Source organism: Stenotrophomonas sp. Sm10, from assembly GCF_030985515.1.
In the GTDB taxonomy this organism is placed as follows: Bacteria; Pseudomonadota; Gammaproteobacteria; order Xanthomonadales; family Xanthomonadaceae; genus Stenotrophomonas; species Stenotrophomonas hibiscicola.
On sequence record NZ_JAPTFO010000015.1, the window covers coordinates 37,333 to 61,917 of the forward strand.

21 protein-coding genes are annotated in these 24,585 nt (G+C 67.5%); 6 read left to right on the forward strand and 15 right to left on the reverse strand.

Annotated elements, in window-relative coordinates:
• The 10 genes from ybgC to aspS form a co-directional block, all read right to left on the reverse strand.
• The gene (ybgC, locus tag O0J15_RS06630; RefSeq protein ID WP_019660128.1) at positions 1 to 432 is read right to left on the reverse strand and encodes a tol-pal system-associated acyl-CoA thioesterase; all 432 of its coding nucleotides are present in this window, start codon (positions 430 to 432) and stop codon (positions 1 to 3) included.
• Entirely contained in the window at positions 422 to 1,462 is a 1,041-nt protein-coding gene (ruvB, locus tag O0J15_RS06635) for a Holliday junction branch migration DNA helicase RuvB (protein WP_019660129.1), read from the reverse strand. Before ruvB ends, ybgC begins: the two co-directional genes overlap by 11 nt.
• A 331-nt stretch (positions 1,463 to 1,793) precedes the next feature.
• The gene (locus O0J15_RS06640) at positions 1,794 to 3,713 is read right to left on the reverse strand and encodes a potassium transporter Kup (protein ID WP_308305344.1); all 1,920 of its coding nucleotides are present in this window, start codon (positions 3,711 to 3,713) and stop codon (positions 1,794 to 1,796) included.
• 49 nt (positions 3,714 to 3,762) lie between these two features.
• Positions 3,763 to 4,356 carry a Holliday junction branch migration protein RuvA gene (gene ruvA, locus O0J15_RS06645; RefSeq protein WP_019660131.1) on the reverse strand — a complete coding sequence of 198 codons (594 nt, stop codon included), beginning with the start codon at positions 4,354 to 4,356 and terminating at the stop codon, positions 3,763 to 3,765.
• Between the two features lie 13 nt (positions 4,357 to 4,369).
• Positions 4,370 to 4,891 carry a crossover junction endodeoxyribonuclease RuvC gene (gene ruvC / locus O0J15_RS06650; RefSeq protein WP_019660132.1) on the reverse strand — a complete coding sequence of 174 codons (522 nt, stop codon included), beginning with the start codon at positions 4,889 to 4,891 and terminating at the stop codon, positions 4,370 to 4,372.
• Positions 4,892 to 4,996: 105 nt separating this feature from the next.
• A complete protein-coding gene (locus tag O0J15_RS06655) occupies positions 4,997 to 5,728 on the reverse strand; it encodes a YebC/PmpR family DNA-binding transcriptional regulator (protein ID WP_019660133.1) in 732 nt (243 codons plus the stop codon).
• A 213-nt stretch (positions 5,729 to 5,941) separates the two neighbouring features.
• On the reverse strand, positions 5,942 to 6,574 hold the full coding sequence (locus O0J15_RS06660) for a triacylglycerol lipase (protein WP_019660134.1): 633 nt from the start codon (positions 6,572 to 6,574) through the stop codon (positions 5,942 to 5,944).
• A 75-nt stretch (positions 6,575 to 6,649) separates the two neighbouring features.
• A complete protein-coding gene (locus O0J15_RS06665; protein ID WP_021203144.1) occupies positions 6,650 to 7,171 on the reverse strand; it encodes a GNAT family N-acetyltransferase in 522 nt (173 codons plus the stop codon).
• A 31-nt stretch (positions 7,172 to 7,202) separates the two neighbouring features.
• Complete coding sequence (locus O0J15_RS06670) at positions 7,203 to 7,523, reverse strand: hypothetical protein (RefSeq protein ID WP_019660136.1); 321 nt, start codon at positions 7,521 to 7,523, stop codon at positions 7,203 to 7,205.
• 16 nt (positions 7,524 to 7,539) lie between these two features.
• Positions 7,540 to 9,291: an aspartate--tRNA ligase gene (gene aspS, locus O0J15_RS06675; RefSeq protein WP_111098900.1), complete on the reverse strand. Its 1,752-nt coding sequence runs from the start codon at positions 9,289 to 9,291 to the stop codon at positions 7,540 to 7,542.
• 157 nt (positions 9,292 to 9,448) lie between these two features.
• Here aspS and O0J15_RS06680 point away from each other — a divergent pair, with 157 nt between their 5' ends.
• Positions 9,449 to 10,192: a DUF3011 domain-containing protein gene (locus tag O0J15_RS06680; RefSeq protein WP_308305345.1), complete on the forward strand. Its 744-nt coding sequence runs from the start codon at positions 9,449 to 9,451 to the stop codon at positions 10,190 to 10,192.
• A gap of 77 nt (positions 10,193 to 10,269) precedes the next feature.
• On the opposite strand, the gene O0J15_RS06685 is transcribed toward O0J15_RS06680, so the two are convergent.
• From O0J15_RS06685 to blaL2, 3 genes are all read right to left on the reverse strand, one after another.
• On the reverse strand, positions 10,270 to 10,914 hold the full coding sequence (locus tag O0J15_RS06685) for a hypothetical protein (protein ID WP_019660139.1): 645 nt from the start codon (positions 10,912 to 10,914) through the stop codon (positions 10,270 to 10,272).
• Positions 10,915 to 10,967: 53 nt separating this feature from the next.
• Positions 10,968 to 12,182: a cation:proton antiporter gene (locus O0J15_RS06690; protein WP_019660140.1), complete on the reverse strand. Its 1,215-nt coding sequence runs from the start codon at positions 12,180 to 12,182 to the stop codon at positions 10,968 to 10,970.
• Between the two features lie 85 nt (positions 12,183 to 12,267).
• Positions 12,268 to 13,179, reverse strand: a complete 912-nt coding sequence (blaL2, locus tag O0J15_RS06695) for a L2 family extended-spectrum class A beta-lactamase (RefSeq protein WP_308305346.1) — start codon at positions 13,177 to 13,179, stop codon at positions 12,268 to 12,270.
• A 174-nt stretch (positions 13,180 to 13,353) separates the two neighbouring features.
• Here blaL2 and ampR point away from each other — a divergent pair, with 174 nt between their 5' ends.
• A complete protein-coding gene (gene ampR, locus O0J15_RS06700) occupies positions 13,354 to 14,217 on the forward strand; it encodes a LysR family transcriptional regulator AmpR (RefSeq protein ID WP_021204719.1) in 864 nt (287 codons plus the stop codon).
• A gap of 91 nt (positions 14,218 to 14,308) precedes the next feature.
• Here the strand turns inward: ampR and O0J15_RS06705 are convergent, their stop codons facing one another.
• The gene (locus O0J15_RS06705) at positions 14,309 to 16,174 is read right to left on the reverse strand and encodes an ABC-F family ATP-binding cassette domain-containing protein (RefSeq protein ID WP_111098903.1); all 1,866 of its coding nucleotides are present in this window, start codon (positions 16,172 to 16,174) and stop codon (positions 14,309 to 14,311) included.
• A 335-nt stretch (positions 16,175 to 16,509) separates the two neighbouring features.
• On the opposite strand from O0J15_RS06705, the gene O0J15_RS06710 reads away from it, so the two are divergent.
• Positions 16,510 to 18,897, forward strand: coding sequence for a TonB-dependent receptor (locus O0J15_RS06710; protein ID WP_308305347.1), 2,388 nt, complete (start codon positions 16,510 to 16,512; stop codon positions 18,895 to 18,897).
• 153 nt (positions 18,898 to 19,050) lie between these two features.
• Positions 19,051 to 20,748 carry a YbaL family putative K(+) efflux transporter gene (gene ybaL, locus O0J15_RS06715; protein ID WP_308305348.1) on the forward strand — a complete coding sequence of 566 codons (1,698 nt, stop codon included), beginning with the start codon at positions 19,051 to 19,053 and terminating at the stop codon, positions 20,746 to 20,748.
• A gap of 331 nt (positions 20,749 to 21,079) precedes the next feature.
• Here ybaL and O0J15_RS06720 read toward each other — a convergent pair whose 3' ends face one another.
• The gene (locus O0J15_RS06720; protein ID WP_111098906.1) at positions 21,080 to 22,366 is read right to left on the reverse strand and encodes an O-acetylhomoserine aminocarboxypropyltransferase/cysteine synthase family protein; all 1,287 of its coding nucleotides are present in this window, start codon (positions 22,364 to 22,366) and stop codon (positions 21,080 to 21,082) included.
• 182 nt (positions 22,367 to 22,548) lie between these two features.
• On the opposite strand from O0J15_RS06720, the gene O0J15_RS06725 reads away from it, so the two are divergent.
• Complete coding sequence (locus O0J15_RS06725; protein ID WP_111104389.1) at positions 22,549 to 23,286, forward strand: response regulator transcription factor; 738 nt, start codon at positions 22,549 to 22,551, stop codon at positions 23,284 to 23,286.
• On the forward strand, positions 23,283 to 24,572 hold the full coding sequence (locus O0J15_RS06730; protein WP_164145446.1) for an ATP-binding protein: 1,290 nt from the start codon (positions 23,283 to 23,285) through the stop codon (positions 24,570 to 24,572). Before O0J15_RS06725 ends, O0J15_RS06730 begins: the two co-directional genes overlap by 4 nt.
• The last annotated feature ends 13 nt before the right edge of the window (positions 24,573 to 24,585 follow it).

Consider the following 24,585-nt stretch of genomic DNA (forward strand, 5'->3'; position numbering starts at 1 on the left):
TCAGTGTTCGGATTCGGGGTGGAGGTGGGGTTGCAGCACGGCAAGGACGGCCTCGTCCATGCCACGCGGGCGGAAACTGGCCGCGTCCAGTGCGGCGATGCGGACCTGGGCCGACAGCAGCAACTCGCCGTCGCGCAGGATCTGCTGGTCGAAGACCATGCTGGCCTTCTTCAGCTGGACCAGACGGGCGCTCACCTGCAGGGTGTCATCCAGCCGTGCCGGCCTGATGAAATCCATCTGCATCGAGCGCACCGCGAAGACCATCCCATGCTCGGCGCGCATGCGCTCCTGGCCGTAGCCGAGCGCACGCATCCATTCGGTCCGGGCCCGTTCCATGAAGGCCACGTAGCGGGCGTGGTAGACCACGCCGCCTGCGTCGGTATCTTCCCAGTAAATGCGTGTCGGCCAACTGAATAGTGGCTCAACCAACATCGGGAACCTCCGCGAACAGGTCCTGCGGCGGGTTCTTCGGCTTCAGGCCCATGTGCCGGTAAGCCTTGTGGGTGGCCATGCGGCCACGCGCGGTACGCACCAGGAAGCCCTGCTGGATCAGGTAGGGCTCGACCACGTCTTCCAGCGTGCCACGCTCCTCGGACAGGGCCGCGGCCAGCGATTCGATGCCGACCGGGCCGCCATCGAAGTAGTCGACCATGGTCCTGAGCAGGCGCCGGTCGAGCTCATCAAAGCCCTCCGGGTCGACCTTCAGCATCTGCATCGCAGCCTGTGCCACGGCCTCGTCGATGTGGCCGCCCGCCTTTACCTGCGCGTAGTCGCGCACGCGGCGCAGCAGGCGGTTGGCGATACGCGGGGTGCCACGCGCGCGGCGCGCGATCTCCCCTGCCCCATCGGCGGTGCAGTCGATGGCCAGGATCGCCGCCGAACGGCGCACGATGCGGGTCAGCTCTTCGACGCTGTAGAACTCCAGCCGCTGGACGATGCCGAAGCGGTCACGCAGCGGTGCGGTCAACAGGCCGGCACGGGTGGTGGCACCGATCAGGGTGAACGGCGGCAGGTCGATCTTGATCGAGCGGGCAGCGGGGCCCTCGCCGATCATGATGTCGATCTGGAAATCTTCCATCGCCGGGTACAGCACTTCCTCCACCACCGGCGACAGGCGATGGATCTCGTCGATGAAAAGCACGTCGTGCGGCTGCAGGTTGGTCAGCAGCGCAGCCAGGTCGCCAGCCTTCTCGATCACCGGGCCGGAGGTCACGCGCAGGGCCACGCCCAGTTCGTTGGCAATGACGTGGCTGAGCGTGGTCTTTCCCAGGCCGGGCGGCCCGAAGATCAGCACGTGGTCGAGCGCGTCGCCGCGCCCCTTGGCCGCTTCGATGTAGATCTCCATCTGCTCGCGCACCGGGGCTTGGCCGAGATAGTCGGCCAGGCGCTTGGGGCGGATGCTGGCGTCGGCGGCGTCATCCTCGCGGGTGGCGCCGGCGCCGATGATGCGGTCGTCGGTCATGTGCTGATTATGCGGCAAAAGTGCGGGGTTCGGCCGGGCTGCGCCCGGCGCCCGCAGAGGCAACGGCAACATCCAGAGCAACAGCCGAAGCGGGCTTCCTGGGGAATGGCGGGGTGGGTCCGGTTGCGGGGGACGCCGTAAATACGTCCATGTAGGCTCGGTCGCGCCATCCATGGCGCTCACGCCCCCGCAACCGGACCCACCACCCCGCCTTCGACAGTTTCCTGCGGTCTGTCGGAACGGCGTTCTGCTTTGGTGGGGGCCGACCGTTGGTCGGCACGGTAGATCCACGCCATGCGTGGACGGATCTCTGGAGGATCGACGGTGGAGATTAAATCTCCACCTGCGCGCCGAGTTCCACCAGCCGGTTACCCGGAATCCGGAAGAAGCCGGTCGCCGGCGCGGCATTCCGGTGCATCAGCGCGAACAGCTTGTCGCGCCAGATCGGCATGCCGCGGTTGGCGGTGGCGACGATGGTTTCGCGGCTGGCGAAGAAGGTGGTGTCCATCGGGTCGAAGTAGATGCCGCCGTGGTCGCACGAGCGCATCAGCGCCAGTGGGACGTCCGGGGTCTCCATGAAGCCGAAGCGCACATAGACCCGGTAGAACTCGTCGCCCACCGATTCGATCTTCAGCCGCTGCCCTTCCATCGCATACGGGATCGGCAGGGTTTCCACATGCAGGAACACGTTGCGGTCGTGCAGCACTTTGTTGTGCTTGAGGTTGTGCATCAGTGCGTGCGGGGCCACGGTCGGATCCGCAGTGAGGAACACGGCGGTGCCCGGCACGCGTACCGGCGGCGCCAGCATCAGGCCCGGCAGGAAGGTATCCAGGCGGATGCCGTCCTTGCGGATCTCATCGCGCAGCAGCTCGCGGCCCCGGCGCCAGGTACGCATCATGGTGAACAGGAAGATGCCCAGCACTACCGGGAACCAGGCGCCCTGCAGCAGCTTGGCGCCGTTGGCGATGACAAAGCCGAGGTCGATGATGAAGAACACCACGCACAGGGGCAGCAGCCAGGCGCGTGCCTTCGGCCACAACGAGCGGGCCACCAGGGCCAGCAGCAGGGTATCGATCAGCATGGTGGCCGACACCGAGATGCCGTAGGCCACGGCCAGGTTGGACGAGCTGCGGAAGGCCAGCACCAGGCCGATCACCATCACCGCGATGCCCCAGTTGATGCCCGGGATGTAGATCTGGCCGATGGTGTCATGCGAGGTGTGCTTGATGCGCATGCGCGGGATGTAGCCCAGCTGCATCGCCTGGCGCGAGACCGAGAACGCACCGGTGATGACCGACTGCGAGGCAATCACCGCCGCCATGGTGGCCAGGATGATCATCGGGTACAGCGCCCACGACGGCACTGCCTCAAAGAACGGGTTCTTCAGCGCCTCGGGATGGTTGAGCACCAGTGCGCCCTGCCCCAGGTAGTTCAGCACCAGGCACGGCAGCACGAAGAAGTACCAGGCATGGCGGATCGGCTTGGCACCGAAGTGGCCCATGTCGGCGTACAGCGCTTCGCCGCCGGTCACCGCCAGTACCACCGCACCGAGGATGAAGATGCCGTGCCAGCTGTGCTCCATGAAGAAGCGGATCGCCCACCACGGGTTGAAGGCTTTCAGCACTTCCGGCGCATCCACGATGTTGTAGATGCCGATCGCCGCCAGCGAAATGAACCAGACCGACGTGATCGGGCCGAACGCCTTGCCGATCTTCTCGGTGCCGAAGCGCTGCGCCGCGAACACCATCAGCAGCACCACCACCGTGATCGGCACGATGAAGGCATGCAGGCCGGGCGCGGCCACCTCCAGGCCTTCGACGGCGCCCAGCACCGAAATCGCCGGCGTGATCACGCCGTCGCCGAAGAACAGCGAGGCGCCGAAGATGCCAAGGATGCCCACCACGTAGGCCGAGCGCGACCCGTTGCGCAGCGTGCGCTGGGTCAGCGCCATCAGCGCCATGATGCCGCCCTCGCCGTCATTGTCGGCGCGCATGATGATGGTCACGTACTTCAGCGTGACCACGATGTTCAGTGCCCAGAACGCCAGCGAGAGCACGCCCAGTACCGTGTCGTGGTCGCTGTTGAGCCCGTAGTGCGGCGAGAACGCCTCCTTCAGGGTGTACAGCGGGCTGGTACCGATATCACCGAAGACCACGCCGATCGCACCGATGATCAGCGCCAGGCCTCCGGCGGGAGGAGCGTGACCGTGGCCGCCGGGGGCAGCTGCGTGCGGGGTTTGACTGCTGGACATGGGACTCCTGGCGAGGCTCAGGCGGTTCGTTGAGAGAAAGGAAGCCGACTCAGCGCAGCGCGGACTGCAGCGCCTTGCGGATCACGGTGGCCACTTCATCGCCTTCAGTGAAGGCGTCGCGGGCCATGCGGGCCGCTTCAGCAGGCTTGTAGCCCAGCTGCTGCAGCGCCACGGTGGCATCGGAAAGCGGGTCGGCCGCGGCCGGGCCGCTGCCGGTGGGCAGCGCGCCGCCGGCACCGAACTGGGCGGCGCGGTCGCGCAGTTCCAGCACCATGCGCTCGGCGGTCTTCTTGCCGATGCCCGGAATGCGGGTCAGCGCGGTGATGTCACCGGCCTGGACCATGCGCGCGAATTCCTCGACGGTGACCCCGGACAGCACGGCCAGCGCGATCTTCGCGCCGATGCCACTGACCTTCTGCACGTCGCGGAACAGCCGCCGTTCGCCCTCGCGCAGGAAGCCGTACAGCGAGACGCTGTCTTCCTTCTGCGCGTAATGGGTGTACAGGGTGACCTCGCGGCCGAGTTCGGGCAGGTCATAGAAGGTGCTCATCGGCGCCTCCAGCTCGTAGCCCACTCCGTTCACGTCCACCACCAGCCACGGCGGCGCCTTGTAGGCGACGATGCCGCGCAGTCGACCGATCATTGCGTGCAGCTCCTCATTTGCGGCCCCACGCCTGGCGGGCACTGAGCCCCAGGCGGTTGGCCGTTGCCCTTACGTGGGCATGGGTGATCGCCACCGCCAACGCGTCGGCCGCGTCGGCCTGCAGCTTGGTTTTCAGGTTGAGCATGAGCCCGACCATGTGTTGAACCTGTTGCTTTTCGGCACCACCACGACCGACCACCGCCAGCTTGATCTCGCTGGCGGCATATTCATGCACCGGCAGGTCACGCAGCACAACGGCGGAAATCGCCGCGCCCCGGGCCTGGCCCAGCTTCAGCGCCGAATCGGGGTTGCGGGCCATGAACACGCGTTCGATGGCCACTTCCTGCGGCTGGAACTCGCGGCACAGGTCGGCCAGGCCGAGCACCAGCAGCTTCATGCGCTGCGGGAAATCGTCCGCGCCCAGCAGCACCAGCGGCTGGTGGTGCACGTAGGTGACGCGCCCGGCGGCGTCGACATCGATGATGCCGACCCCGGTCCGCTGTGAACCGGGGTCGATGCCGAGGATGCGGGTCATGCTGCACTCCTGGCAGGGTGGAACGGGGTGCGCTGGCAGGCGTATGGGCTCATGACTGTCCGCGGTGACCGTTCAACGGCCCGCGCCCAGGCCGTCGAGGACGGCTCAGGCGTAGGCGTCGGCGCCCAGTTCGGCGTTGGAGTACACGTCCTGCACGTCGTCCAGATCTTCCAGCATGTCCAGCAGCTTCTTGACCTGCAGGGCGACCTCGCCCTCGACCTTGATGTCGTTGTCCGCGCGGAACGTGATTTCCGCGTGATCGGCGACATGGCCGGCGGCGGTCATCGCGTCCTTGACCGCGTTGAAGGCGTCAGGGCTGGTGACCACGTCGATCGAGCCGTCGTCCGGATAGACCACGATGTCATCGGCGCCGGCCTCGATGGCGGCTTCGGTGATGGCCTCCTCGTCGGCGCCCGGGGCGAAGCTGAGCACGCCCAGGCGCTTGAACATGAAGGCCACCGAGCCTTCGGTGCCCATGTTGCCGCCGCACTTGCTGAACGCATGGCGGACATCGGCCACGGTGCGCACGCGGTTGTCGGTCAGGCAGTCGACGATCACGGCCACGCCACCGGGGGCGTAGCCCTCGTAGCGGACTTCCTCGTAATCGACGCCTTCCAGTTCACCGGTGGCCTTCTTGATGGCGCGCTCGATCACGTCCTTGGACATGTTCACGGCCAGGCCCTTGTCCACCGCCACGCGCAGGCGCGGGTTGTTGTTGGGGTCGCCTCCACCGCCGCGCGCGGCGACGCCGATCTCGCGGATGATCTTGGTGAAAATCTTGCCGCGCTTCGCGTCGGACGCGTTCTTGCGGGCTTCGATGGAGGGGCCTCTACCCATGGGTGCTACCGTCTGGCTGCTTCAGGATCAAGGCGCGGATTCTACCTGATCGGGCGCTGCAACCGTGTCTAGGCCCGATGGATGCCGCTGCGCTCGCCGGGCATGGCCCGGCGAAGAGCGTGCGAACCAACGGTTCGCACCCACCCTGGTGTCGTTCGCACCCACCCTGGTGCCGTTCGCACCCACCCTGGCAGGCCGTTCGCTCCCACCAACTTACGCGGCGGCGGCGTCGCGGCTGTGGTCGAAACGGCCATGACGCAGGAAATGCGCGGTCTGCCGCGCGGCGTCGGGCGATACCACCAGGCCGCTGTGGCTGGTGCGCACCACGCAATGGTCGGCCAGCCCCGGCAGGCGGGTCTCGGCCAGTGCCACGGTGCCGTCGGAGGCATCGTCGATGGCACCCAGCAGGCTGCCCAGCCCATGCGGTACCGAGCCGGCGATCAGGCCAACCTCCGCCCGGCCCTGCCAGTCCGGCAGGCCATCGAGCAGCAGCTCGCTGCTGCGGCCCAGCGCCAGGCCCCAGCCGTGCTCGGACAACGAGCGTGCGGTACCACTGCCGCGCAGCGGCGAACCAAGGCAGACCACGCGCTGCACCGGCAGCTGCGGATTGCGCCGCAGCGCTTCCAGCGCCAGCAGCCCGCCCAGGCTGTGGCCGACCAAACTCAGCGGGCCGGCGTCGGCCAGCCGCTCCAGCAGCTGCGGTACGGCCACGTCCGGGCCACCGAACACCGAGGAATAACCAAACGCGTGCACCTGGAAGCCGCGCGCGCGCAGGCGCCAGGCCAGCGGCCCGACCCAGGCGCGGGCATTCCAGATGCCATGCAGCAGCAATACGGGGGGAGTCATGCAAACAGCCTGGCGGTCAGCGGGGCAGGAACGTACGGTGATTGAACACGCGCGCGCAGCAAGCGGCAGTGAACATCAGGCCGCGCGCGGTGCGCGGCGCAGGATGAATTCGAGATCGTTCGTGTCGCCCACCGGGAACAGGTATTCGCCGGCCTTCTCGAAACCGTAGCGGGCGTAGAAGCGCTGTGCGCCGAAGTTCTCCGACCACACGCCCAACCACAGGGTGCGCGGGCCCTCGTGTTCCAGCCAGGCCAGCGCGGTTTCCAGCAGGCGGCTGCCCCAGCCGCAGCTTTGCTGCGTCTTGATCAGGTACAGGCGCTTGAGTTCGCCGTCACCGGGCTTCACGTCCGGGTGCGGCAGGCCGCAGGGGCCGGCGGCGGCATGGCCGACCGCCTCCCCATCCAGTTCCAGCAGCCACACCGCGTAATCGGGGTGGGCCAGGATCACGCGCTGGCGCTCGACCGCGTAGGCCTCCTCCAGGAAGGCCTGCAGGTCCTGCGGCGGGTACAGATGGCCGAAGGTTTCAGTGAACGTGCGGGCGGCCAGCGCCGACAGGGTCGGCGCGTCGTCCACAGTGGCGCGGCGGATCGAATACATGCAGGAAGTTGACGCCAGGGCGAAGCAGGGGTCAAGCCTTTTCAGGCGACTCCGCTTCTTCTTCCCCGTCCTCTTCCTCGTACTCCTCTTCGTCCTCGTCCTCTTCTTCCTCGCCTTCCTCGTCCTCGTCGTACTCTTCCTCTTCGTCGTCCTCGTAATCCTCGACGCCGAAGTCTTCACCGTCCCAACGGCCTTCGCCGTCGGCGACGAAGGTCAGGGCCATCGCCGCCGGGTTGGTGCCGACGCGGACCAGCCAACCACCGAACACCCGTGCACGCTCGGTGACCAGGTTGGCCTCGGAGCCTTCATTGCCCAGCTTTTCCCACTCCAGCGAAAACGCAAACTCGGTCATTGCCTGGATCTCCTGATCAGTTGGTCTTGGGGCGAACCTGGATGTGCACTTCGGCCAGCTGCGCGTCGACGATCGGCGACGGCGCGTCGGTCATCAGATCCTGTGCACCGGTAGTCTTCGGGAACGGGATGACGTCGCGGATCGATTCGGTGCCGGCCATCAGCGCGGCGATGCGGTCGATGCCGAAGGCGATGCCACCGTGCGGCGGCGCGCCGTAGTTCAGCGCGTCGAGCAGGAAGCCGAACTTGGCGCGGGCCTCTTCGGCACCGATGCCGAGCAGCTCGAACACCGCGCTCTGCATGTCCGGACGGTGGATACGGATCGAACCACCGCCGATCTCATTGCCGTTGAGCACCATGTCGTAGCCGCGCGAAACGGCGGTACGGGCGTTGGCGCGCAGGTCGGCGATGTCGTCCACGGCCGGTGCGGTGAAGGGGTGATGCAGGGCGACGTAACGCTGTTCTTCCTCGTCCCATTCGAACATCGGGAAGTCGGTGACCCACAGCGGCGCCCAGCCGTCGGCGACCAGGCCGAAGTCCTTGCCGGCCTTCAGGCGCAGCGCGCCCATGAAGTCGGAGACCTTGTTGTAGCCACCGGCACCGAAGAACACGATGTCGCCGTTGCCGGCGCCAACATGGGCCACCAGCGCAGCGAAGGAGGCCTCGCTGAAGAACTTCTGGATCGGCGAGCTGATTTCGCCGTTGTCGGCGATCTTGATGTAGGCCAGGCCCTTGGCGCCGTACTTGGCGGCGTGCGCGGCGTACTCGTCGATCTGCTTGCGGCTCAGCGCTGCGCCGCCCGGGATCCGCAGCGCGGCGACGCGGCCTTCGGCATCGTTGGCCGGGCCGGTGAACACTGCGAACTCGCTGTCCTTGACCAGTTCAGCCACGTCGACCAGCTCCAGCGCGATGCGCAGGTCCGGCTTGTCCGAACCGTAGCGACGCATCGCCTCGGCCCAGGTCATGCGCGGGAAGCTGGCATCCAGCTGGACGTCGACCACTTCCTTGAAGATGGCGCGGATCATGTCTTCGACGAAGTCCTGCACGTCGCGCTCGCGCACGAAGGCGAATTCCATGTCCAGCTGGGTGAACTCCAGCTGGCGGTCGGCACGCAGTGCTTCATCGCGGAAGCAGCGCGCGATCTGGTAGTAACGGTCGAAGCCGGCCACCATCAGGATCTGCTTGAACAGCTGCGGGCTCTGCGGCAGGGCATAGAACTCGCCCGGGTGCATGCGCGCCGGCACCAGGAAGTCGCGCGCGCCTTCCGGGGTGGCCTTGGTCAGGATCGGGGTCTCGATGTCCTGGAAGCCCTTCTCGTCCAGGTGGCGGCGCAGGGCCTGCACCAGCTTGATGCGGGTGCGCTGCATGCGCTGCATTTCCGGACGGCGCAGGTCCAGGTAGCGGTACTTCAGGCGGGTTTCCTCGCCCGGGTTCTCGTGCGCGTGGAACGGCAGCGGCGCGGCCTTGTTCAGCACGGTGATGGCGGTGGCGATCACTTCCACCTTGCCGGTGCGCATCTTGTCGTTCACCGCGTGGCGTGCACGCACCACGCCTTCCACCTGCAGCACATCCTCATAGCCCAGCGACGCGGCCACGGCGAACACGTCGGCGTTGTCGACTTCCACGGTCACCTGCACGATGCCTTCATGATCGCGGAGATCGATGAAGCAGACGCCGCCCTGGTTACGGGCCACGTCGGTCCAGCCGGCGAGGGTGACAGTCTGGCCAATCAGGGTCTCATCGACCAGGCCGCAGAAGTGGGTACGCATGGGGGAAGCTCCGCTGGAGAACGCCGGCACCGGATGGGGGCCGGAAAGCCTCGTATTCTGCGGCCGAGGCCCCGGCCGGGGCAAATCCGGCCAGTCACACTGGCTTGATCGCCTCCCTCCCTATAGTCGGGCACCTACCACCGTATGGGATGCCGCCATGAAACCGCTGTCCCTGGCCAGCCTGGCCGTAACCCTCAGCCTGGGTGCGCTGGGCACCCTGGCCCTGCCCACCCCTTCCGCGCATGCGCAGAGCGGCGTGGTCCGCTGCGAAAGCCAGAACAACCGCGAACGGGTCTGCAACACCGGCTGGCGCAATGCGCAGCTGGTCCGCCAGCTGTCCGGCAGCGCCTGCGACGAAGGCCGCACCTGGGGCAGCCGTAACGGCAGCATCTGGGTCAACAACGGCTGCCGCGCGGAGTTCGTCGAGGCCCGTGGCGGCTGGGGCGGCGGCAACGGGGGCGGCTGGGGCGGCAACAACGGCCGGCCCGGCGAGACCATCCGCTGCGAGAGCCAGAACAACCGCGAGCGCAGCTGCCCGGTCGGCTGGCGCAATGCCCGCCTGGTCCGCCAGTTGTCCGGCAGCCCTTGCGACGAGGGCCGTACCTGGGGTGTGCGCAACGGCGCGGTATGGGTCAGCAATGGCTGCCGCGCCGAATTCGCCGAGGCGCGCGGCTGGGGCGGTGGCGGTGGCGGCTGGGGCGGTGGCAACAGCAACTATTCCGTCACCTGCAGCAGCAACAACAACCGCTCGCAGACCTGCAACTGGGATGAGCGCCAGGGCCGGCCGGTGCTGCAGCAGCAGTTGTCGGGCAGCGCCTGCCAGGAAGGCCGCAGCTGGGGTTACTCGCGTGGCCAGGTGTGGGTGAGCAACGGCTGCCGGGCGCGTTTCGGCACGCGGTGAGGGGTAGCGCCGGGCCATGCCCGGCGAGCGCAGTGGCGCGGTCAACTGCAGAAAAACCCGCCGGGCACGGCCCGGCGCTACCGGGCTGGCTGCGCGGCCTCATCACCCCAAGGCGGCGGTGGCAGGTCGACCGGCCTGCTCAGATCGAACTGCACGCGGAAGCGGCGGCCGTCCGGGCGTGTCAGCTCGTAGACGAAGGTCTGGTCGGGATCGATCTCCATCGCCCACGTGTTGTGGGTCGACGCCAGCATGTCGGCGCGGCGGAACATCGCCACCGACTCCGTATCGGCCGGGAACTGCTGGCGCTCGGCGGTGCCCGGTGGCGTGCTGTCGCCACCGTAGAGGGTGATCGCGTCGGGGCTGCCATCTTCGTGGCGGTGGTCGTGCTTCAGCCGCAGCCCGTTCGGCGTGCGGGTCAGCACCCAGGTCCGCGAGTGGTCATCACCCACGTGGAACGGGATGCGCAGCTCATGCGCCGGGTCGGCGCAGCCACGCACATGCATGACCAGGCGCTGCCCGGCGAACGGATCCTTGCCGGTCGGTGCCGGCGAGTCCTCCACCACCTTGCCGGCGTAGGCCTGGCCGCAATGTGCAGCGATGGCGGCCATGAAGGCGTCGGCCGGTGCGGTCGCCAGATCATGGGCGACCGTATCGGAGCGCTGCGTGCACGCAGCGAGGCTGAGCAGGAGGGCGGCGGTAGTGGCAACGGCAATCGATCTCATGCCCCAACCCTAACGGCCATGGACGATGGGCGCAAACCGCGCGCCAGTCCCGCTCAGCGCTCGGCAGACGGTGCTGTCGGCAGTGCTTCGGTCGCCGCCACCGGTGCGGCCTCGCCCTGACCGGCCGGCTCCTGCTCCACCGGATCAACGTCAAACGGGGTACGGAACACCAGCGAAGGCAGCAGCGTAGTCAGCGCCGCGTACAGCAACAGCGCACCGAACAGCACCGCCGGGATCTGGAAGCGCTCGCGCATGATCGCCGCCAGCACCAGGGTGAAGATCAGCGTCGGTGCCAGCGCCAGCGAGACCCGCAGGCTGCTGCGGAAGCTCTCGCCGAACATCACCCGGCGCTGCAGCCAGACCACGCCGATGCGCAGCGGCAGCACCACCAGGGTGATCACGATGCCCAGCCCCAGCGCCTCGAAGCTGAGCGCTTCGCTGGGAACTTTGGTGCCGGCGTTGAAGAAGTAGAACGGCACGAAGAACGAGGCGAACAGGCGCAGCGCGTGCAGGTTCTCGTGCGAGGCCAGCAACGGCATGCGCTGGTGCAGCAGGCGCGCGACCAGCCCGGCGATGAACGCGCCAACCAGGTAGTACACGCCCAGCAGGTAGGTGATGTAGGCCGCCACCATGCCGACCATCACCAGCAGCGAGAATTCCGAGCCGGGCGCATGCGGTGCCACCCAGCGACCCAGCGCGATGAACAGCAACGGCAGGCCGACCATCATCGCCAGCAGCGCCAGGCTGGACAGCGCCATATGCCCCGGATCGCCGGCCTGCAGCACGATGAACAACGCCGCCAGCGCCAGCAGTTCGCCGGCGATGGCCTTGCTGGTCACCCAGAACCGCTCGTCCTCGCTCAGGCCCAGCCGCGACAGCGAATCCATGATGAAGCCCGTGGACGGCGTCAGCAGCGCCAACGCCAACAGGCCAGCGGCCTGCCACGGCAGCCCCGCATAGCGCCAAGCCAGCCAGCCCACCCCGAACAGCGTGCCGGTACGGATGACCAGATGTGCCAGCAGCGGCCACATGCCCCGGCGCAGCGCCTGCAGATCCACTTCCAGGCCGGCGAACAGGAACAGCGAGGAAATGCCCAGGGTGGCCAGCAGTCCGATCACCGCATCATGTGCCTGATCCCCCAGCCAGAGCATGCCGATGATGCCGAACAGCAGGCAGGTCAGTGGTGCGGGCAGGCTGAAGCGCTGCAGCGCGCGCGGGATTACCAGCAGCGCGAAGATCAGCAGCAGGTAGATCAACTCATGGCTCATCGGGGTCTTCCGTGGGGTTCGAACGCGCGCAGGATGCGCGCGCCGAACCGATCCGGCAAGCGACGTTTGAATGACCCCGGTTACCTCACCCAATCAGTCGATCGGCGATCCGGCCCACCTGGGCCAGCACCTGGGCGCGCTGCTCGTTGCTGATCGCACTGGCCTGCAGATAGGCGGTCAGCACCCACGGTGCGCCGCCTGCCCGCGGCCACAACACGGCAATATCGTTGCGCGCGTCCTCGCCATTGCTGCCGGTCTTGTCGCCCACCCGCCAGCGCTTGCCCAGTCCCGCGCGCAGGCAGGCGTCACCGGTCTCGTTATCGATCAGCCAGTCGGCCAGCTGCTGCCGCGATGCCGGCTGCAGCACTTTCCCCAGCACCACACGCTGCAGCGAACCCGCCATCGCAGCCGGGGTGGTGGTGTCGCGCGGGTCGCCTTCGGCGAAGCTGTTCATTTCCGGCTCCAGCCGGTCGCTGCGGCTGACCGCATCGCCGCTGGCGCGCAGGAACGCGGTGACCGCTGGCGGCCCGCCGACCACATCAAACAACAGGTTGGCAGCGGTGTTGTCGCTGGTGATGATCGTGGCACGGCACAGATCGCGCACGGTCATGTCCTTGCCGGCATGACGGCGGGTGACCGGTGCGTGCGAGAGCAGATCGGCGTCACGCACCGGCACCCGCCGGTCCAGCAATGCCGGCATGCGCTCGGCCTGGCTGAGCACGGTCGCGGCCAGCGTGCTCTTGAAGGTGCTGCACATCGGGAAGCGCTCGTCCTGGCGATGACCGATGCGGCGACCGCTGGCAGTGTCCAGCAGGGTCACGCCGAGGCGTCCGGCGCAGGCCTTTTCCAGCGCGGCGAAGTCAGTGGCGGCGGTAATGGCGGCATCGGTGGGTGCGTTGGCGGTGGTCTTGCCCGCAGCACGTGCCAGCAGCGGCAGGGCAAGCGGGGAAGCCACGGCGGCACCACTGAACTGCAGGAATCGGCGACGGGCGAGCATACGGGTTCTCCTGGGGACCGCTCGATTATTGAAGCCGCTATCGGGGGCGACCAGCGCAAAAAATCAACAGGAGGCATGAAGCGAATTAATGCCTGACGCATTCAACCCCTTAATTTTCCGAAATCCATGGTTGAAGCGTTAGGATCAGCCATCACTCCAGCTCACGACTGCGCGATGTTGCACCCTACCCTGCCCCTGAACGCGCTGCGCGCCTTCGAGGCCGCCGCCCGCCACCAGAACTTCACCCGTGCCGCGCTGGAACTGTGTGTCAGCCAGGCCGCGCTGAGCCACCAGATTCGCGGGCTTGAGGACCGGCTCGGCATCCGCCTGTTCCATCGCCTGCCGCGCGGCGTGGCGCTCACCGAAGAAGGCGCGGCGCTGTATCCGGTGCTCAACGAATCGTTTGAACGCATCTCGGCCAGCATCGCGCGTTACACCGGCGGACCTGCGCGTGAAGTGCTGACCCTGGGCGTGGTCGGCACCTTCGCCACCGGCTGGTTGCTGCCACGGCTGGCCGCGTTCGAGGCAGCGCACCCGGACATCGAGCTGCGCCTGCAAACCCACAACAACCGCATCGACCTGGCCGGCGAAGGCCTGGACCTGGCCATCCGGTTTGGTGATGGCGACTGGCAGGGCCAGGCCTGCACGGCGATCCTCGACGCGCCGTTCGCGCCGCTGTGCGCGCCGGCACTGGCGCGGCGCCTGAAACAGCCGCGCGACCTGGGCACGCTGCCGCTGCTGCGCTCCTATCGCAGCGACGAATGGCCGCGCTGGTTGCAGGCGGCAGGCGTCAGTGGCGTGGAAGCCCGCGGGCCGGTGTTTGATTCGTCATTGACAGTGGCGATGGCCGCGGTCGGCGGCGCCGGCGTGGCGCTGCTGCCGCTGCGCATGTTCGAGCAGGAGCTGGCCGAAGGCCGCCTGCTGCAGCCGTTTGGCACCACACTGGAGCTGGGACGCTACTGGCTGACGCGGCTGCGCTCGCGTGCAGAGCGCGAGCCGGCAAAGCGGTTCCGCGAGTGGCTGCAGGCGCAGGGATGAAACGCAGGGAACGTGGGTAGCGCCGGGCCATGCCCGGCGGCTTTTGCGATCCGTTGCGCTCGCCGGGCATGGCCCGGCGCTACCGATGGCATCAGGACTCGAGCAGTTCCATCCAGGCGGCTTCGGCCTTTTCCAGCTGCGCCGCGGCGGTTTCGCGGTCACGGCCAAGTACCGCCATGCGCGTGGCATCGGCGTAGTTGGCCGGGTCGGCCAGCTGCCGGTCCAGCTCGGCCAGTGCACCTTCCAGCTCGGCCACCTTGGCCTCGGCCGCGGCCAGCTTGTGCGGGTTCACCGGCTTCTTCTGCACCACCTGCGCCACCGGGGCGGTCTTGACCACCACCGGCTCTTCCACCTGTTCCATGCGCGCCTTGGTGCCCTGCGCCTGCGGGCGGGTCCGCAGCCACGCGGCGTATGCATCCAGGTCACCGTCGAACGGCTCGACCACGCCATCGGCCACGCGCCAGTAGGTATCGCAGACCAGGCCGATCAGGTGTCGGTCATGCGAGACCATCACGATCGCGCCTTCGAAGGTGGCCAGCGCTTCGGCCAGCGCTTCGCGCATTTCCAGGTCAAGGTGGTTGGTCGGTTCGTCCAGCAGCAGCACGTTCGGCTGCTGCCAGGCGATCAGCGCCAGCGCCAGGCGCGCGCGCTCGCCGCCGGAGAAACCATCGACCGGCTCGAACGCACGGTCGCCGGGGAAATTCCACTTGCCAAGGAAATCGCGGAACGACTGGTTCGGCGCATCCGGGGCAATCTCGCGGAAGTGCTCCATCGGCGACTGGCCTTCGTGCAGCGACTCCACCGTGTGCTGGGCGAAGTAGCCGATCTTCAGGTCCGGGTGCGCCATGCGCTCACCGACGATCGGCGCCAGTTCACCCACCAGGGTCTTCACCAGGGTGGTCTTGCCGGCGCCGTTCGGGCCGAGCAGGCCAATGCGCTGGCCCGCTTCCAGGCCGAAGCCGACGTTGTGCAGGATCACCGCGTCCTGACCATAGCCGGCCTCGACGTGATTCAGGCGGATCAGCGAGAACGGCAGCTTGGCCGGCGGCGCGAACTCGATGCGGAACTCGCGTTCGGCGCGCACCGCTTCGGTGCCGGCCAGCTTGGCCAGGCGCTTCATGCGGCTCTGCGCCTGCGCGGCCTTGCTGGCCTGCGCCTTGAAGCGGTCGATGAAGCTCTGCAGGTGGGCGCGCTCGGCCTGTTCCTTCTCGTGCGCGATCTGCTGCTGGCGCAGCTGTTCGGCGCGCTGGCGCTCGAAATCGGTGTAGCCGCCCGGGTAGAGCTTGGCGCCGCCGCCGTGCAGGTGCAGGGTGTGGGTGGCCACGTTGTCGAGGAACTCGCGGTCATGCGAGATCAGCAGCAGGGTGCCCGGGTACTTCAGCAGCCACTGTTCCAGCCAGTACACCGCGTCCAGATCGAGGTGGTTGGTCGGTTCGTCGAGCAGCAGCAGGTCGCTGGGCATCATCAGCGCACGGGCCAGGTTCAGGCGCACGCGCCAGCCACCGGAGAACGAGGACACCGCGCGGTGGTGGGTCTCGGCCGGGAAACCAAGGCCGTGCAACAGCTTGCCGGCGCGCGCTTCGGCGTCGTAGGCGCCCATCTCGGCCATCTTCGTGTGTGCGTTGGCCACCGCCTCCCAGTCTTCGCGGGCGGTCGCCTCGGCCTCTTCGGCCAGCACCGCGGCCACCTCGGTATCGCCGCCCAGCACGAAGCTCAGCGCCGGGTCCGGCAGCGACGGGGTTTCCTGGGCCACGCTGGCGATACGGACCTTGCCGGGCAGGTCGACGTCACCCTTGTCGGCCTCCAGTTCGCCCTTCACCGCCGCGAACAGGCTGGATTTGCCAGCACCGTTGCGGCCGACCACACCTACCCGGTAACCGGCGTGCAGGGTCAGGTCGACATTGGACAACAGCAGCCGCTCGCCGCGGCGCAAGGCGAAATTACGAAGGGAGATCATCGGGGGAGGGGTCCATATAACCGGATGGAATGTGCTGGTGAGCACTGTTCCTGCGACGTAATTCTAGCGTTAACGAATACTTGACGCGCCCCGGGATGCGCAGTGGCCGACGTTCCTCTCTCCCACGTCCTGGCCGCGCGCGTCCCGGGTCTCCTCCCCGCCGGTGCCGGTCCTGGCTAAATGGTTGCTGCTGCAACGTTTTTTTCGATGACCGGCATTTGACAGGCACTGAATATCCCGTTAATTGCTGTATTGCGCACCGCAACAACCGCCGTCCGCCTCACCCCCGTGATGTCGATTCCGGTGCCGCCCCCGCCAACCGGAGCCCCATCCCGATGACCCGCAAGACCAGCCTGATCGCCGCCGCCGTCGCTGTCGCACTCGGTGGCTCTCCGTTCGTCGCCGCCGCCCAGCAGGCCGGCACCGCCGCCAACACCCTGGACACCGTGATCGTCACCGGCACCCGCGTGGCCGACCGCACCGTCGCCGAATCGCAGTCGCCGATCGACATCATCACCCCTGAAGTGCTGCAGTCCACCGGCACCAGTGAACTGGCCACCGCACTGTCGCGCGCCCTGCCCTCACTGAACTTCCCGCGCCCTGCCCTGACCGACGGCACCAGCGGCGTGCGCCCGGCGCAACTGCGCGGCCTGTCGCCAGACCAGGTGCTGGTGCTGGTCAACGGCAAGCGGCGCCACACCTCGGCGATGATCAACGTCAACGGCAGCATCGGCCGTGGCTCGTCGGCGGTGGACATCAACGCGATCCCGATCGCCGCGATCGAGCGCGTGGAAGTGCTGCGCGACGGCGCGTCGGCGCAGTACGGCTCGGACGCCATCGCCGGCGTCATCAACATCGTGCTCAAGGGCAGCGGCCGTGGCGGCAGCCTGGCCGTGGACTACGGCCAGTACTCGGCCGGTGACGGCAACAAGTACCAGCTCTCCGGCGACACCGGCGTCGAGTTCGGCAACGGCCGCGGCCGGGTGCACGTGGCCGGCCAGATCAGCCAGCAGGACGAGAGCAACCGCGCCGGCCCGTACCGCGGCACCACGCCGAACACCGGCAACTTCCCCAGCATCGGCCAGAAGACCTTCATCGTCGGCGACCCGCGCGTGGATGCCACCGCCGCCTCGGCCAACGCCAGCTTCGACTTCAGCGACCACGTGACCGGCTACGCCAGCGCGCTGCTCAGCAACCGCGACATCACCTCGTTTGCGTTCTACCGTTCGCGCAACCACAGCGGGCAGAGCGCGCTGCTGGCGCAGACCTACCCGGACGGCTACGTGCCGGAGATCAACCAGTACTCCAAGGACCGCTCGCTGGTGGCCGGGGTCAAGGGCAACACCGACAACGGCTGGACCTGGGACCTGAGCCTGAACCACGGCGAGAACACCCTCGACTTCCACACCCGCAACAGCATCAACTACAGCCTCGGCGCCACCAGCCCGCGCTCGTTCTACGACGGCACGCTGAAGTACCAGCAGGACATCTTCAATGCCGACCTGACCAAGTCACTGGACTGGGGCCTGGCCTACCCGGTCACGCTGTCCTTCGGTGGTGAGTACCGCAAGGAAAAGTGGGACCAGAACCCGGGCGAGCTGAACTCGTACACCGGCAGCGGCGCGCAGGGCTTCGCGGGCTTCACCCCGACCAATGAAGTGCATGCCGACCGCCACAACTACGCGGTCTATGCCGGCCTGGAAGCGGACCTGACCGAGAAGTTCTCGGCCGGCATCACCGGCCGCTACGAGGACTACTCGGACTTCGGCGACCGCTTCTCCGGCAAGCTGTCGGCGCGCTATGCATTCACCGACAAGGTCGCGCTGCGTGCCACCGCCTCCAGCGGTTTCCGCGCGCCCTCGCTGGCGCAGCAGGGCTACCAGGCGGTGACCAGCCAGTTCCTCAATGGCGTGTTCGTCGAGCGTGGCACCTTCCCGACCACCAGCCCGGCCGCGCAGGCGCTGGGCGCCTCGCCGTTGAAGGCCGAAACCTCCACCTCCTACAGCCTGGGCCTGGTGCTGCAGCCGGTCGACCGCCTGTACATCACCGTCGATGCGTACCAGATCGACATTGATGACCGCATCGCGCTGTCGTCCAGCATCACCACCAACGCCGCCACCAGCGCGCTGCTGGGCACCCTCGGCCTGCCGCAGGTGACCGCGTTCTCGTACTTCACCAACGGCCTGGATACGCGCACCCGCGGCGTCGACTTCGTGTCCAGCTATACGGTGCCGTTCAACGCCAGCAGCCTGGAGCTGACCGCCGCCTACAGCTACAACGACACCGAAGTGCGCCGTGTCGGCGGCACCCCAGCGGTGTTCGGCACGCTGGGCCTGACCCAGTCGCTGATCGGCCGTGATGAGATCGGTCGCATCGAGGACAGCTACCCGCGCGACAAGGCGATCCTGAGTGGCACCTGGCGTTCGGATCACTGGGAACTGGGCCTGGCCGCCACCCGCTACGGCAAGTTCACCGTGCGCAACTCGGCCACCGCGCTGCGCGACCAGACCTACGGCGATGCCTGGGTGGTGGATGCCTCGGCCAGCTACAAGCCGAGCAGCAACTGGACCCTGACCGTGGGCGCCGACAACCTGCTGGACAAGTACCCGGACCGCACCGAAGACCTGCAGAACTCCACCTTCGGCATGCTGCCCTACAGCAACTACTCGCCGTTCGGCTTCAACGGCGCGTATGTGTACGGGCGGATCAAGTACACCTGGTAAGGGGTAGTGCCGGCCGCTGGCCGGCATACCCTGTGGGGTCAGAGCCCTTTTCCTGCTGGAAAAAGGGCTCTGACCCCATTTTCCTGCAGGGTTTGCTGCATCTGGCCCATTAGGTGAAAATCGGGACATCCCCCCGATTTCCTGCGAGTGCCGATGCACCATGACACCGACCTGATCAACATCGTGGCCGTTGGCCTGGGGCTCGCCTTCATCTTCGGCGCGCTGGCCAACAAGCTCCGCTTGTCCCCTCTGGTCGGTTACCTGGTTGCTGGCATCTGCGTAGGCCCGTTCACCCCCGGCTTCGTCGCCGACCAGGCGCTGGCCAACCAGCTGGCCGAACTGGGCGTGATGCTGCTGATGTTCGGCGTCGGCCTGCACTTCTCGCTGAAGGACCTGATGGCGGTCAAGGCCATCGCCATCCCCGGTGCCATCGGCCAGATCGCCGTGGCCACCCTGCTCGGCTGGGGCGTGGCCTCGCTGATGGGCTGGCCCGCCATCCATGGCGTCATCTTCGGTTTCTCGCTGGCCACCGCCAGTACCGTGGTGCTGCTGCGGGCGATGGAGGAACGCCGTCTGCTGGAGACCATGCGCGGCAAGATCGCGGTCGGCTGGCTGATCGTGGAAGACCTGGCCTGTGTGCTGGCACTGGTGATGATGCCGGTGATGGCCGGTGTGTTCGGCCCCGACGCGGCCAAGGAATCGCACTCGCTCGGCAGCGTGCTGGCCGACATCGGCTGGACCTTCGTGCAGCTGGGCCTGTTCGTGGCGGTGATGCTGGTGGTCGGGCGCCGGGTCATCCCGTGGATCCTGGAGCGCATCGCAGGTACCGGTTCGCGTGAGCTGTTCACTCTGTCGGTGCTGGCAATCGCGCTGGGCGTGGCGTTCGGTTCGGCGATGTTGTTCGGTGTCTCGTTCGCGCTGGGCGCGTTCTTCGCCGGCATGCTGCTCAACGAATCGGAGCTGAGCCACAAGGCCGCGCATGATTCGTTGCCGCTGCGCGATGCGTTCGCGGTGCTGTTCTTCGTGTCGGTCGGCATGCTGTTTGACCCCAACATCCTCGTCCAGCATCCGTGGCAGGTGCTGGCCACCGTCGCCATCATCATGTTCGGCAAGTCGGCGGCGGCATTTTTCATCGTGCGTGCGTTCGGCCACCCGACCAGCACCGCGTTGACCATCTCGGCCAGCCTGGCACAGATCGGCGAGTTCGCCTTCATCATCGCCGGCCTGGGCGTGGCGCTGCAGATCCTGCCGAAGGAAGGCCAGTCGCTGGTGCTGGCCGGTGCGCTGGTGTCGATCATGCTCAACCCACTGGTGTTCGGCCTGCTCGACCGTTGGCAGGCCAAGCAGGAGCAGTCCCCGCAGGCACCCGAGCCGCCTGAAGCCATCGGCCCGTCACGGGACCTGCATGACCACGCCATCGTGATCGGCTATGGCCGGGTCGGCAGCGAACTGGCGCAGGTGCTGAGCGACCGTGGCGTGCCGGTGCTGGTGATCGATGACAACAAGGAACACGTCGAGGCGGCGCACGCCAAGGGCCTGGCGGCGATCCGCGGCAGTGCGGCGGCCGACCGGGTGCTGGCCGAGGCCCATCCTGAGCGGGCGAAGATTGCGGTGCTGGCGATTCCGCAGCCGCTGGAAGCCGGTGAGGCGCTGGCCAAGCTGCGGGCGATCAACCCGGACCTGACCCTGCTGGCGCGTGCGCACAGCGATGCGGAAGTGAAGCATCTGCTGGAACACGGTGCCGATGGCACGGTGATGGCCGAACGTGAGCTGGCGTATTCGCTGGCGGAGATGGTGATGGCCACGCCGCCGTACCGGAATCTGGGGCAGCACAGCATTCCGGTGGTGTGAGGGGTGTGGGTGCGGCAGGGCTTGCAGCCCTGCACCTGCCAAGGCAACAGCAAAGGCAAAGGCAAAAGCTGACTATCCGTGGGATGGCGGGGTGGGTCCCCGCTGCTGTTGGTGGGTGTCGACCTTGGTCGACACGGCGGTGCATTGGGTCAGATCCGTTTTCCGCAGGAAAACGGATCTGACCCCGGAAACAAAAAAGATCCCCGGTCGACCCGCATCGACCGGGGATCTGGATCGCCACGTTGCCACGCCTTGGAGAGGCAGTTCCACCGTAGCGCATCGCGCCACCGGTGGTGATCGCCTGTGGCGATATGCACCAAGCGCGCGGCTATCAGGCTGCGGCCAGGGCCTGCTCCAGGTCGGCGCGCAGGTCGCCGATGTGCTCGATGCCGATCGACAGCCGCACGGTGTCTTCACTGACGCCGGCCTTGGCCAGTTCCGCCGCATCCAACTGGCGGTGGGTGGTCGAGGCCGGATGGGTGGCCAGTGACTTCGCATCGCCCAGGTTGACCAGGCGGGTGAACAATTTCAGCGCGTCAAGGAAACGTGCGCCTGCCTCGCGCCCGCCCGGCAGGCCGAAGGTCAGCACGCCCGAGCCGTGCCCACCCAGATAGCGCTGCGCGGCGGCGTGCTCGGGGTCGTCGGCCAGTCCGGCGTAGCGCACCCACGCTACCTTGGCGTGCGCCTTCAGGTACTGCGCGACGGCCAGTGCATTGGCGTTGATGCGTTCCATGCGCAGGGCCAGGGTCTCGATGCCCTGCAGGATCAGGAACGCATTGAACGGCGACAACGCAGCGCCGGTATTGCGCAGCGGCACCACCCGCGCGCGGCCGATGTAGGCCGCTGGCCCCAGGGCTTCGGTATAGACCACGCCATGGTAGCTGGGGTCGGGCTGGTTGAGCCGCGCGAAGCGTTGGGGCTGTGCGGTCCAGTCGAAGCGGCCCGAATCGATGATCGCGCCGCCCAGGCTGGTGCCGTGGCCGCCCAGGTACTTGGTCAGCGAGTGCACCACGATGTCGGCGCCGTGCTCGAACGGGCGCAGCAGGAAGGGCGTGGCCACCGTATTGTCGACGATCAGCGGCACCCCGGCGGCATGCGCGACCTCCGCAATCGCAGCGATGTCGGTGACGTTGCCACGCGGGTTGCCGATGGATTCGACGAACACCGCCTTGGTGCGCTCGTCGATCAGCGCGGCGAACGCAGAAGGATCAGCCGGATCAGCAAAGCGCGCCTGGATGCCGTACTGCGGCAGCGTGTGCGCCAGCAGGTTGAGGCTGCCGCCATACAGCGCGCTGGAGGCGACGATGTTGTCCCCGGCCTCTGCAATGGTCTGGATGGCATAGGTGATCGCGGCCTGCCCCGAGGCCAGCGCCAGTGCGCCGATGCCACCTTCCAGCGCGGCCAAGCGCTGCTCCAGCACGTCGGTGGTGGGATTCATGATGCGCGTGTAGATGTTGCCCGGCACCTTCAGGTCGAACAGGTCGGCCCCGTGCTGGGTGTCATCGAAGGCGTACGCCACCGTCTGGTAGATCGGCACCGCCACCGCGCGGGTGGTCGGATCGGGCCGATAGCCGCCATGCACGGCCAAGGTTTCCAGTTGCCACTGCGGGTCGCTCATTGCACCAGGCTCCATCCGGGGAAACCGCCACCATAGGCCAGCCGGGGCGTGGCACTGAGAGCCGCTGGCGATGACGTGCGTACCGGCGGTTATCAGGTTGGCCGCGATTCAGGCAGCCGTCATGGACCGTTGCTAGGCTGCGCCGCCGGGCGCTCGTGCCCGGGCACGGAGGCCCCACGCGCATGCAGCCATCCCCCTGGACACCCACCGCCAACGGCACGCCGACACCGGTCCTGCTGGTGGAGGATGATCGTCGCCTGGCCGAACTGGTCAGCGACTACCTGAACGAGCATGGCTTTGCCGTGCAGCACGTCGCCCGTGGCGACTTGGCCGGCGCGGCCTGCCGCCAGCATGCGCCGGAACTGGTGGTGCTGGACCTGATGCTGCCCGGCCTCGGCGGCATCGACGTGTGCCGGCAGATTCGCAGTTTCTCCGACGTGCCGATCCTGATGCTGACCGCCTGCGAAGACGACATCGAGCAGGTGCTGGGCCTGGAATCGGGCGCCGATGACTATGTGCACAAACCGATCGAGCCGCGCCTGCTGCTGGCCCGCCTGCGCGCCCTGCTGCGCCGCCGCCATGGCAGCAGCAACACCGGCACACCCAGCCGTCTGATGCATGGCGAACTGCTGATCGACCGCATGCAGCGCGAAGTGCACCTGCACGGTCAGCCGGTCGAGCTGGGCACCACGGAATTCGAGATCCTGTGGCTGCTGGCCAGCCAGCCGGGGCAGATCCTGTCGCGCGACCATATCCTGCAGGCGGTGCGCGGCATCGGCTTTGACGGCCTGGACCGCAGTGTCGATGTCAGCATCGGCAAGCTGCGCCGCAAGCTCGGCGATGATGCGCGCGAACCGCGGCGGATCAAGACCGTGTGGGGCCGTGGCTACCAGTTCAATCCGTCGGCCTGGACGGCATGAAGCGGCTGTTCCTGTGGTTGTGGTTTATCACGGGTGCCTGCTTCCTGGTGTCGGTGTTCTTCCTCAACCACATCCTGGATGGCATCTACACGCCCGTGCAGGATCGCGTCTTCGTCCAGCAGGTGCGTGGTCAGGTGTACGCCCTGCGCAGTGGCCTGGCCGGCCTGGATGCCGACCAGCAGCGTGAGCGCCTGCAGCAGTGGCAGCCACACTACGGCATCGCCCTGACGCTGCTCGACAAACCTCCAGCACTCGACGCGCAGGAACAGGTGGCCGTGAAGGCCGATGGTTTCATCGTGCGCGATCAATACCAGCAGGTCCTGCTGCCCATCGAGGGCAGCGATGGCCGCTGGCTGCACCTGCGCCTGCCTGGCGCGGTGCAGATGACGACGTACATGACCATCGCCGCCTACCTCAGCATCCTGCTGCTGGTGGGCGCCAGCCTGTACGCGTGGGTGCGCCTGCTCTGGCGCGACCTGGAAGCGCTGCGCCTGCACGCCGACCGCATCGGCGCTGGCGATCTGCAGGCACGTGCGCAGGTCTCGCCACGCTCGCAGATCCGGGTCATCGTCGACCACTCCAACCGCATGGCGGCACGCGTGGCCGAACTGGTGCAGCGCCAGCGCGACCTGACCCATGCGATCTCGCATGAGCTGCGCACGCCGATCGCGCGCGTGGCCTTCGGCCTGGACCTGATGCAGGACAGCGACGATCACGAACGCCGTGCACGGCTGGCACAGGGGCTGCACGGCGATCTGGCCGAGCTCAACCGGCTGGTCAGCGAACTGCTGGCCTATGAGCGCCTGGAGCATCCCAGCGAAGGCGAGCCGATGCAGCGCATCGAAGCCAACGACTGGCTGCAGGCCTGTCTGGCCGATGCACGCCGTGATGCCGAACGCGCCGGGGTGGTACTGCGCGTGCAGCCCAGTGCGTTGCCACGCGTGGATGCCGAGCCGCGCCTGCTGCAGCTGGCACTCAGCAATCTGGTCGGCAATGCGCTGCGCCATGCGCGCTCGCAGGTGGAAGTCTCGCTGGTCGGTGTCAGCGGCCGCGCCTGCCTGCGCGTGGATGATGACGGTCCCGGCATTGCCGAAGCCGATCGCGAGAAGGTGATGCGCCCGTTCACCCGCCTGGATGACAGCCGCAGCCGCGATACCGGGGGCTTCGGCCTGGGCCTGGCCATCGTCAGCCGCATTGCCGTCCGCCACGGCGGCGAGCTTCGCATCAGCCGCGCCACATTGGGCGGCGCGCGCCTGGAGATGCACTGGCCGCTGGCTGCCAGCTGAACGCCCTTGGGTG

Bases quoted from the DNA above. Each gene is read 5' to 3' on its own strand.
- ybgC (WP_019660128.1), bottom strand. From the start codon at position 432: ATGTTGGTTGAGCCACTATTCAGTTGGCCGACACGCATTTACTGGGAA.
- ruvB (WP_019660129.1), bottom strand. From the start codon at position 1,462: ATGACCGACGACCGCATCATCGGCGCCGGCGCCACCCGCGAGGATGAC.
- O0J15_RS06640 (WP_308305344.1), bottom strand. From the start codon at position 3,713: ATGTCCAGCAGTCAAACCCCGCACGCAGCTGCCCCCGGCGGCCACGGT.
- ruvA (WP_019660131.1), bottom strand. From the start codon at position 4,356: ATGATCGGTCGACTGCGCGGCATCGTCGCCTACAAGGCGCCGCCGTGG.
- ruvC (WP_019660132.1), bottom strand. From the start codon at position 4,891: ATGACCCGCATCCTCGGCATCGACCCCGGTTCACAGCGGACCGGGGTC.
- O0J15_RS06655 (WP_019660133.1), bottom strand. From the start codon at position 5,728: ATGGGTAGAGGCCCCTCCATCGAAGCCCGCAAGAACGCGTCCGACGCG.
- O0J15_RS06660 (WP_019660134.1), bottom strand. From the start codon at position 6,574: ATGACTCCCCCCGTATTGCTGCTGCATGGCATCTGGAATGCCCGCGCC.
- O0J15_RS06665 (WP_021203144.1), bottom strand. From the start codon at position 7,171: ATGTATTCGATCCGCCGCGCCACTGTGGACGACGCGCCGACCCTGTCG.
- O0J15_RS06670 (WP_019660136.1), bottom strand. From the start codon at position 7,523: ATGACCGAGTTTGCGTTTTCGCTGGAGTGGGAAAAGCTGGGCAATGAA.
- aspS (WP_111098900.1), bottom strand. From the start codon at position 9,291: ATGCGTACCCACTTCTGCGGCCTGGTCGATGAGACCCTGATTGGCCAG.
- O0J15_RS06680 (WP_308305345.1), top strand. From the start codon at position 9,449: ATGAAACCGCTGTCCCTGGCCAGCCTGGCCGTAACCCTCAGCCTGGGT.
- O0J15_RS06685 (WP_019660139.1), bottom strand. From the start codon at position 10,914: ATGAGATCGATTGCCGTTGCCACTACCGCCGCCCTCCTGCTCAGCCTC.
- O0J15_RS06690 (WP_019660140.1), bottom strand. From the start codon at position 12,182: ATGAGCCATGAGTTGATCTACCTGCTGCTGATCTTCGCGCTGCTGGTA.
- blaL2 (WP_308305346.1), bottom strand. From the start codon at position 13,179: ATGCTCGCCCGTCGCCGATTCCTGCAGTTCAGTGGTGCCGCCGTGGCT.
- ampR (WP_021204719.1), top strand. From the start codon at position 13,354: ATGTTGCACCCTACCCTGCCCCTGAACGCGCTGCGCGCCTTCGAGGCC.
- O0J15_RS06705 (WP_111098903.1), bottom strand. From the start codon at position 16,174: ATGATCTCCCTTCGTAATTTCGCCTTGCGCCGCGGCGAGCGGCTGCTG.
- O0J15_RS06710 (WP_308305347.1), top strand. From the start codon at position 16,510: ATGACCCGCAAGACCAGCCTGATCGCCGCCGCCGTCGCTGTCGCACTC.
- ybaL (WP_308305348.1), top strand. From the start codon at position 19,051: ATGCACCATGACACCGACCTGATCAACATCGTGGCCGTTGGCCTGGGG.
- O0J15_RS06720 (WP_111098906.1), bottom strand. From the start codon at position 22,366: ATGAGCGACCCGCAGTGGCAACTGGAAACCTTGGCCGTGCATGGCGGC.
- O0J15_RS06725 (WP_111104389.1), top strand. From the start codon at position 22,549: ATGCAGCCATCCCCCTGGACACCCACCGCCAACGGCACGCCGACACCG.
- O0J15_RS06730 (WP_164145446.1), top strand. From the start codon at position 23,283: ATGAAGCGGCTGTTCCTGTGGTTGTGGTTTATCACGGGTGCCTGCTTC.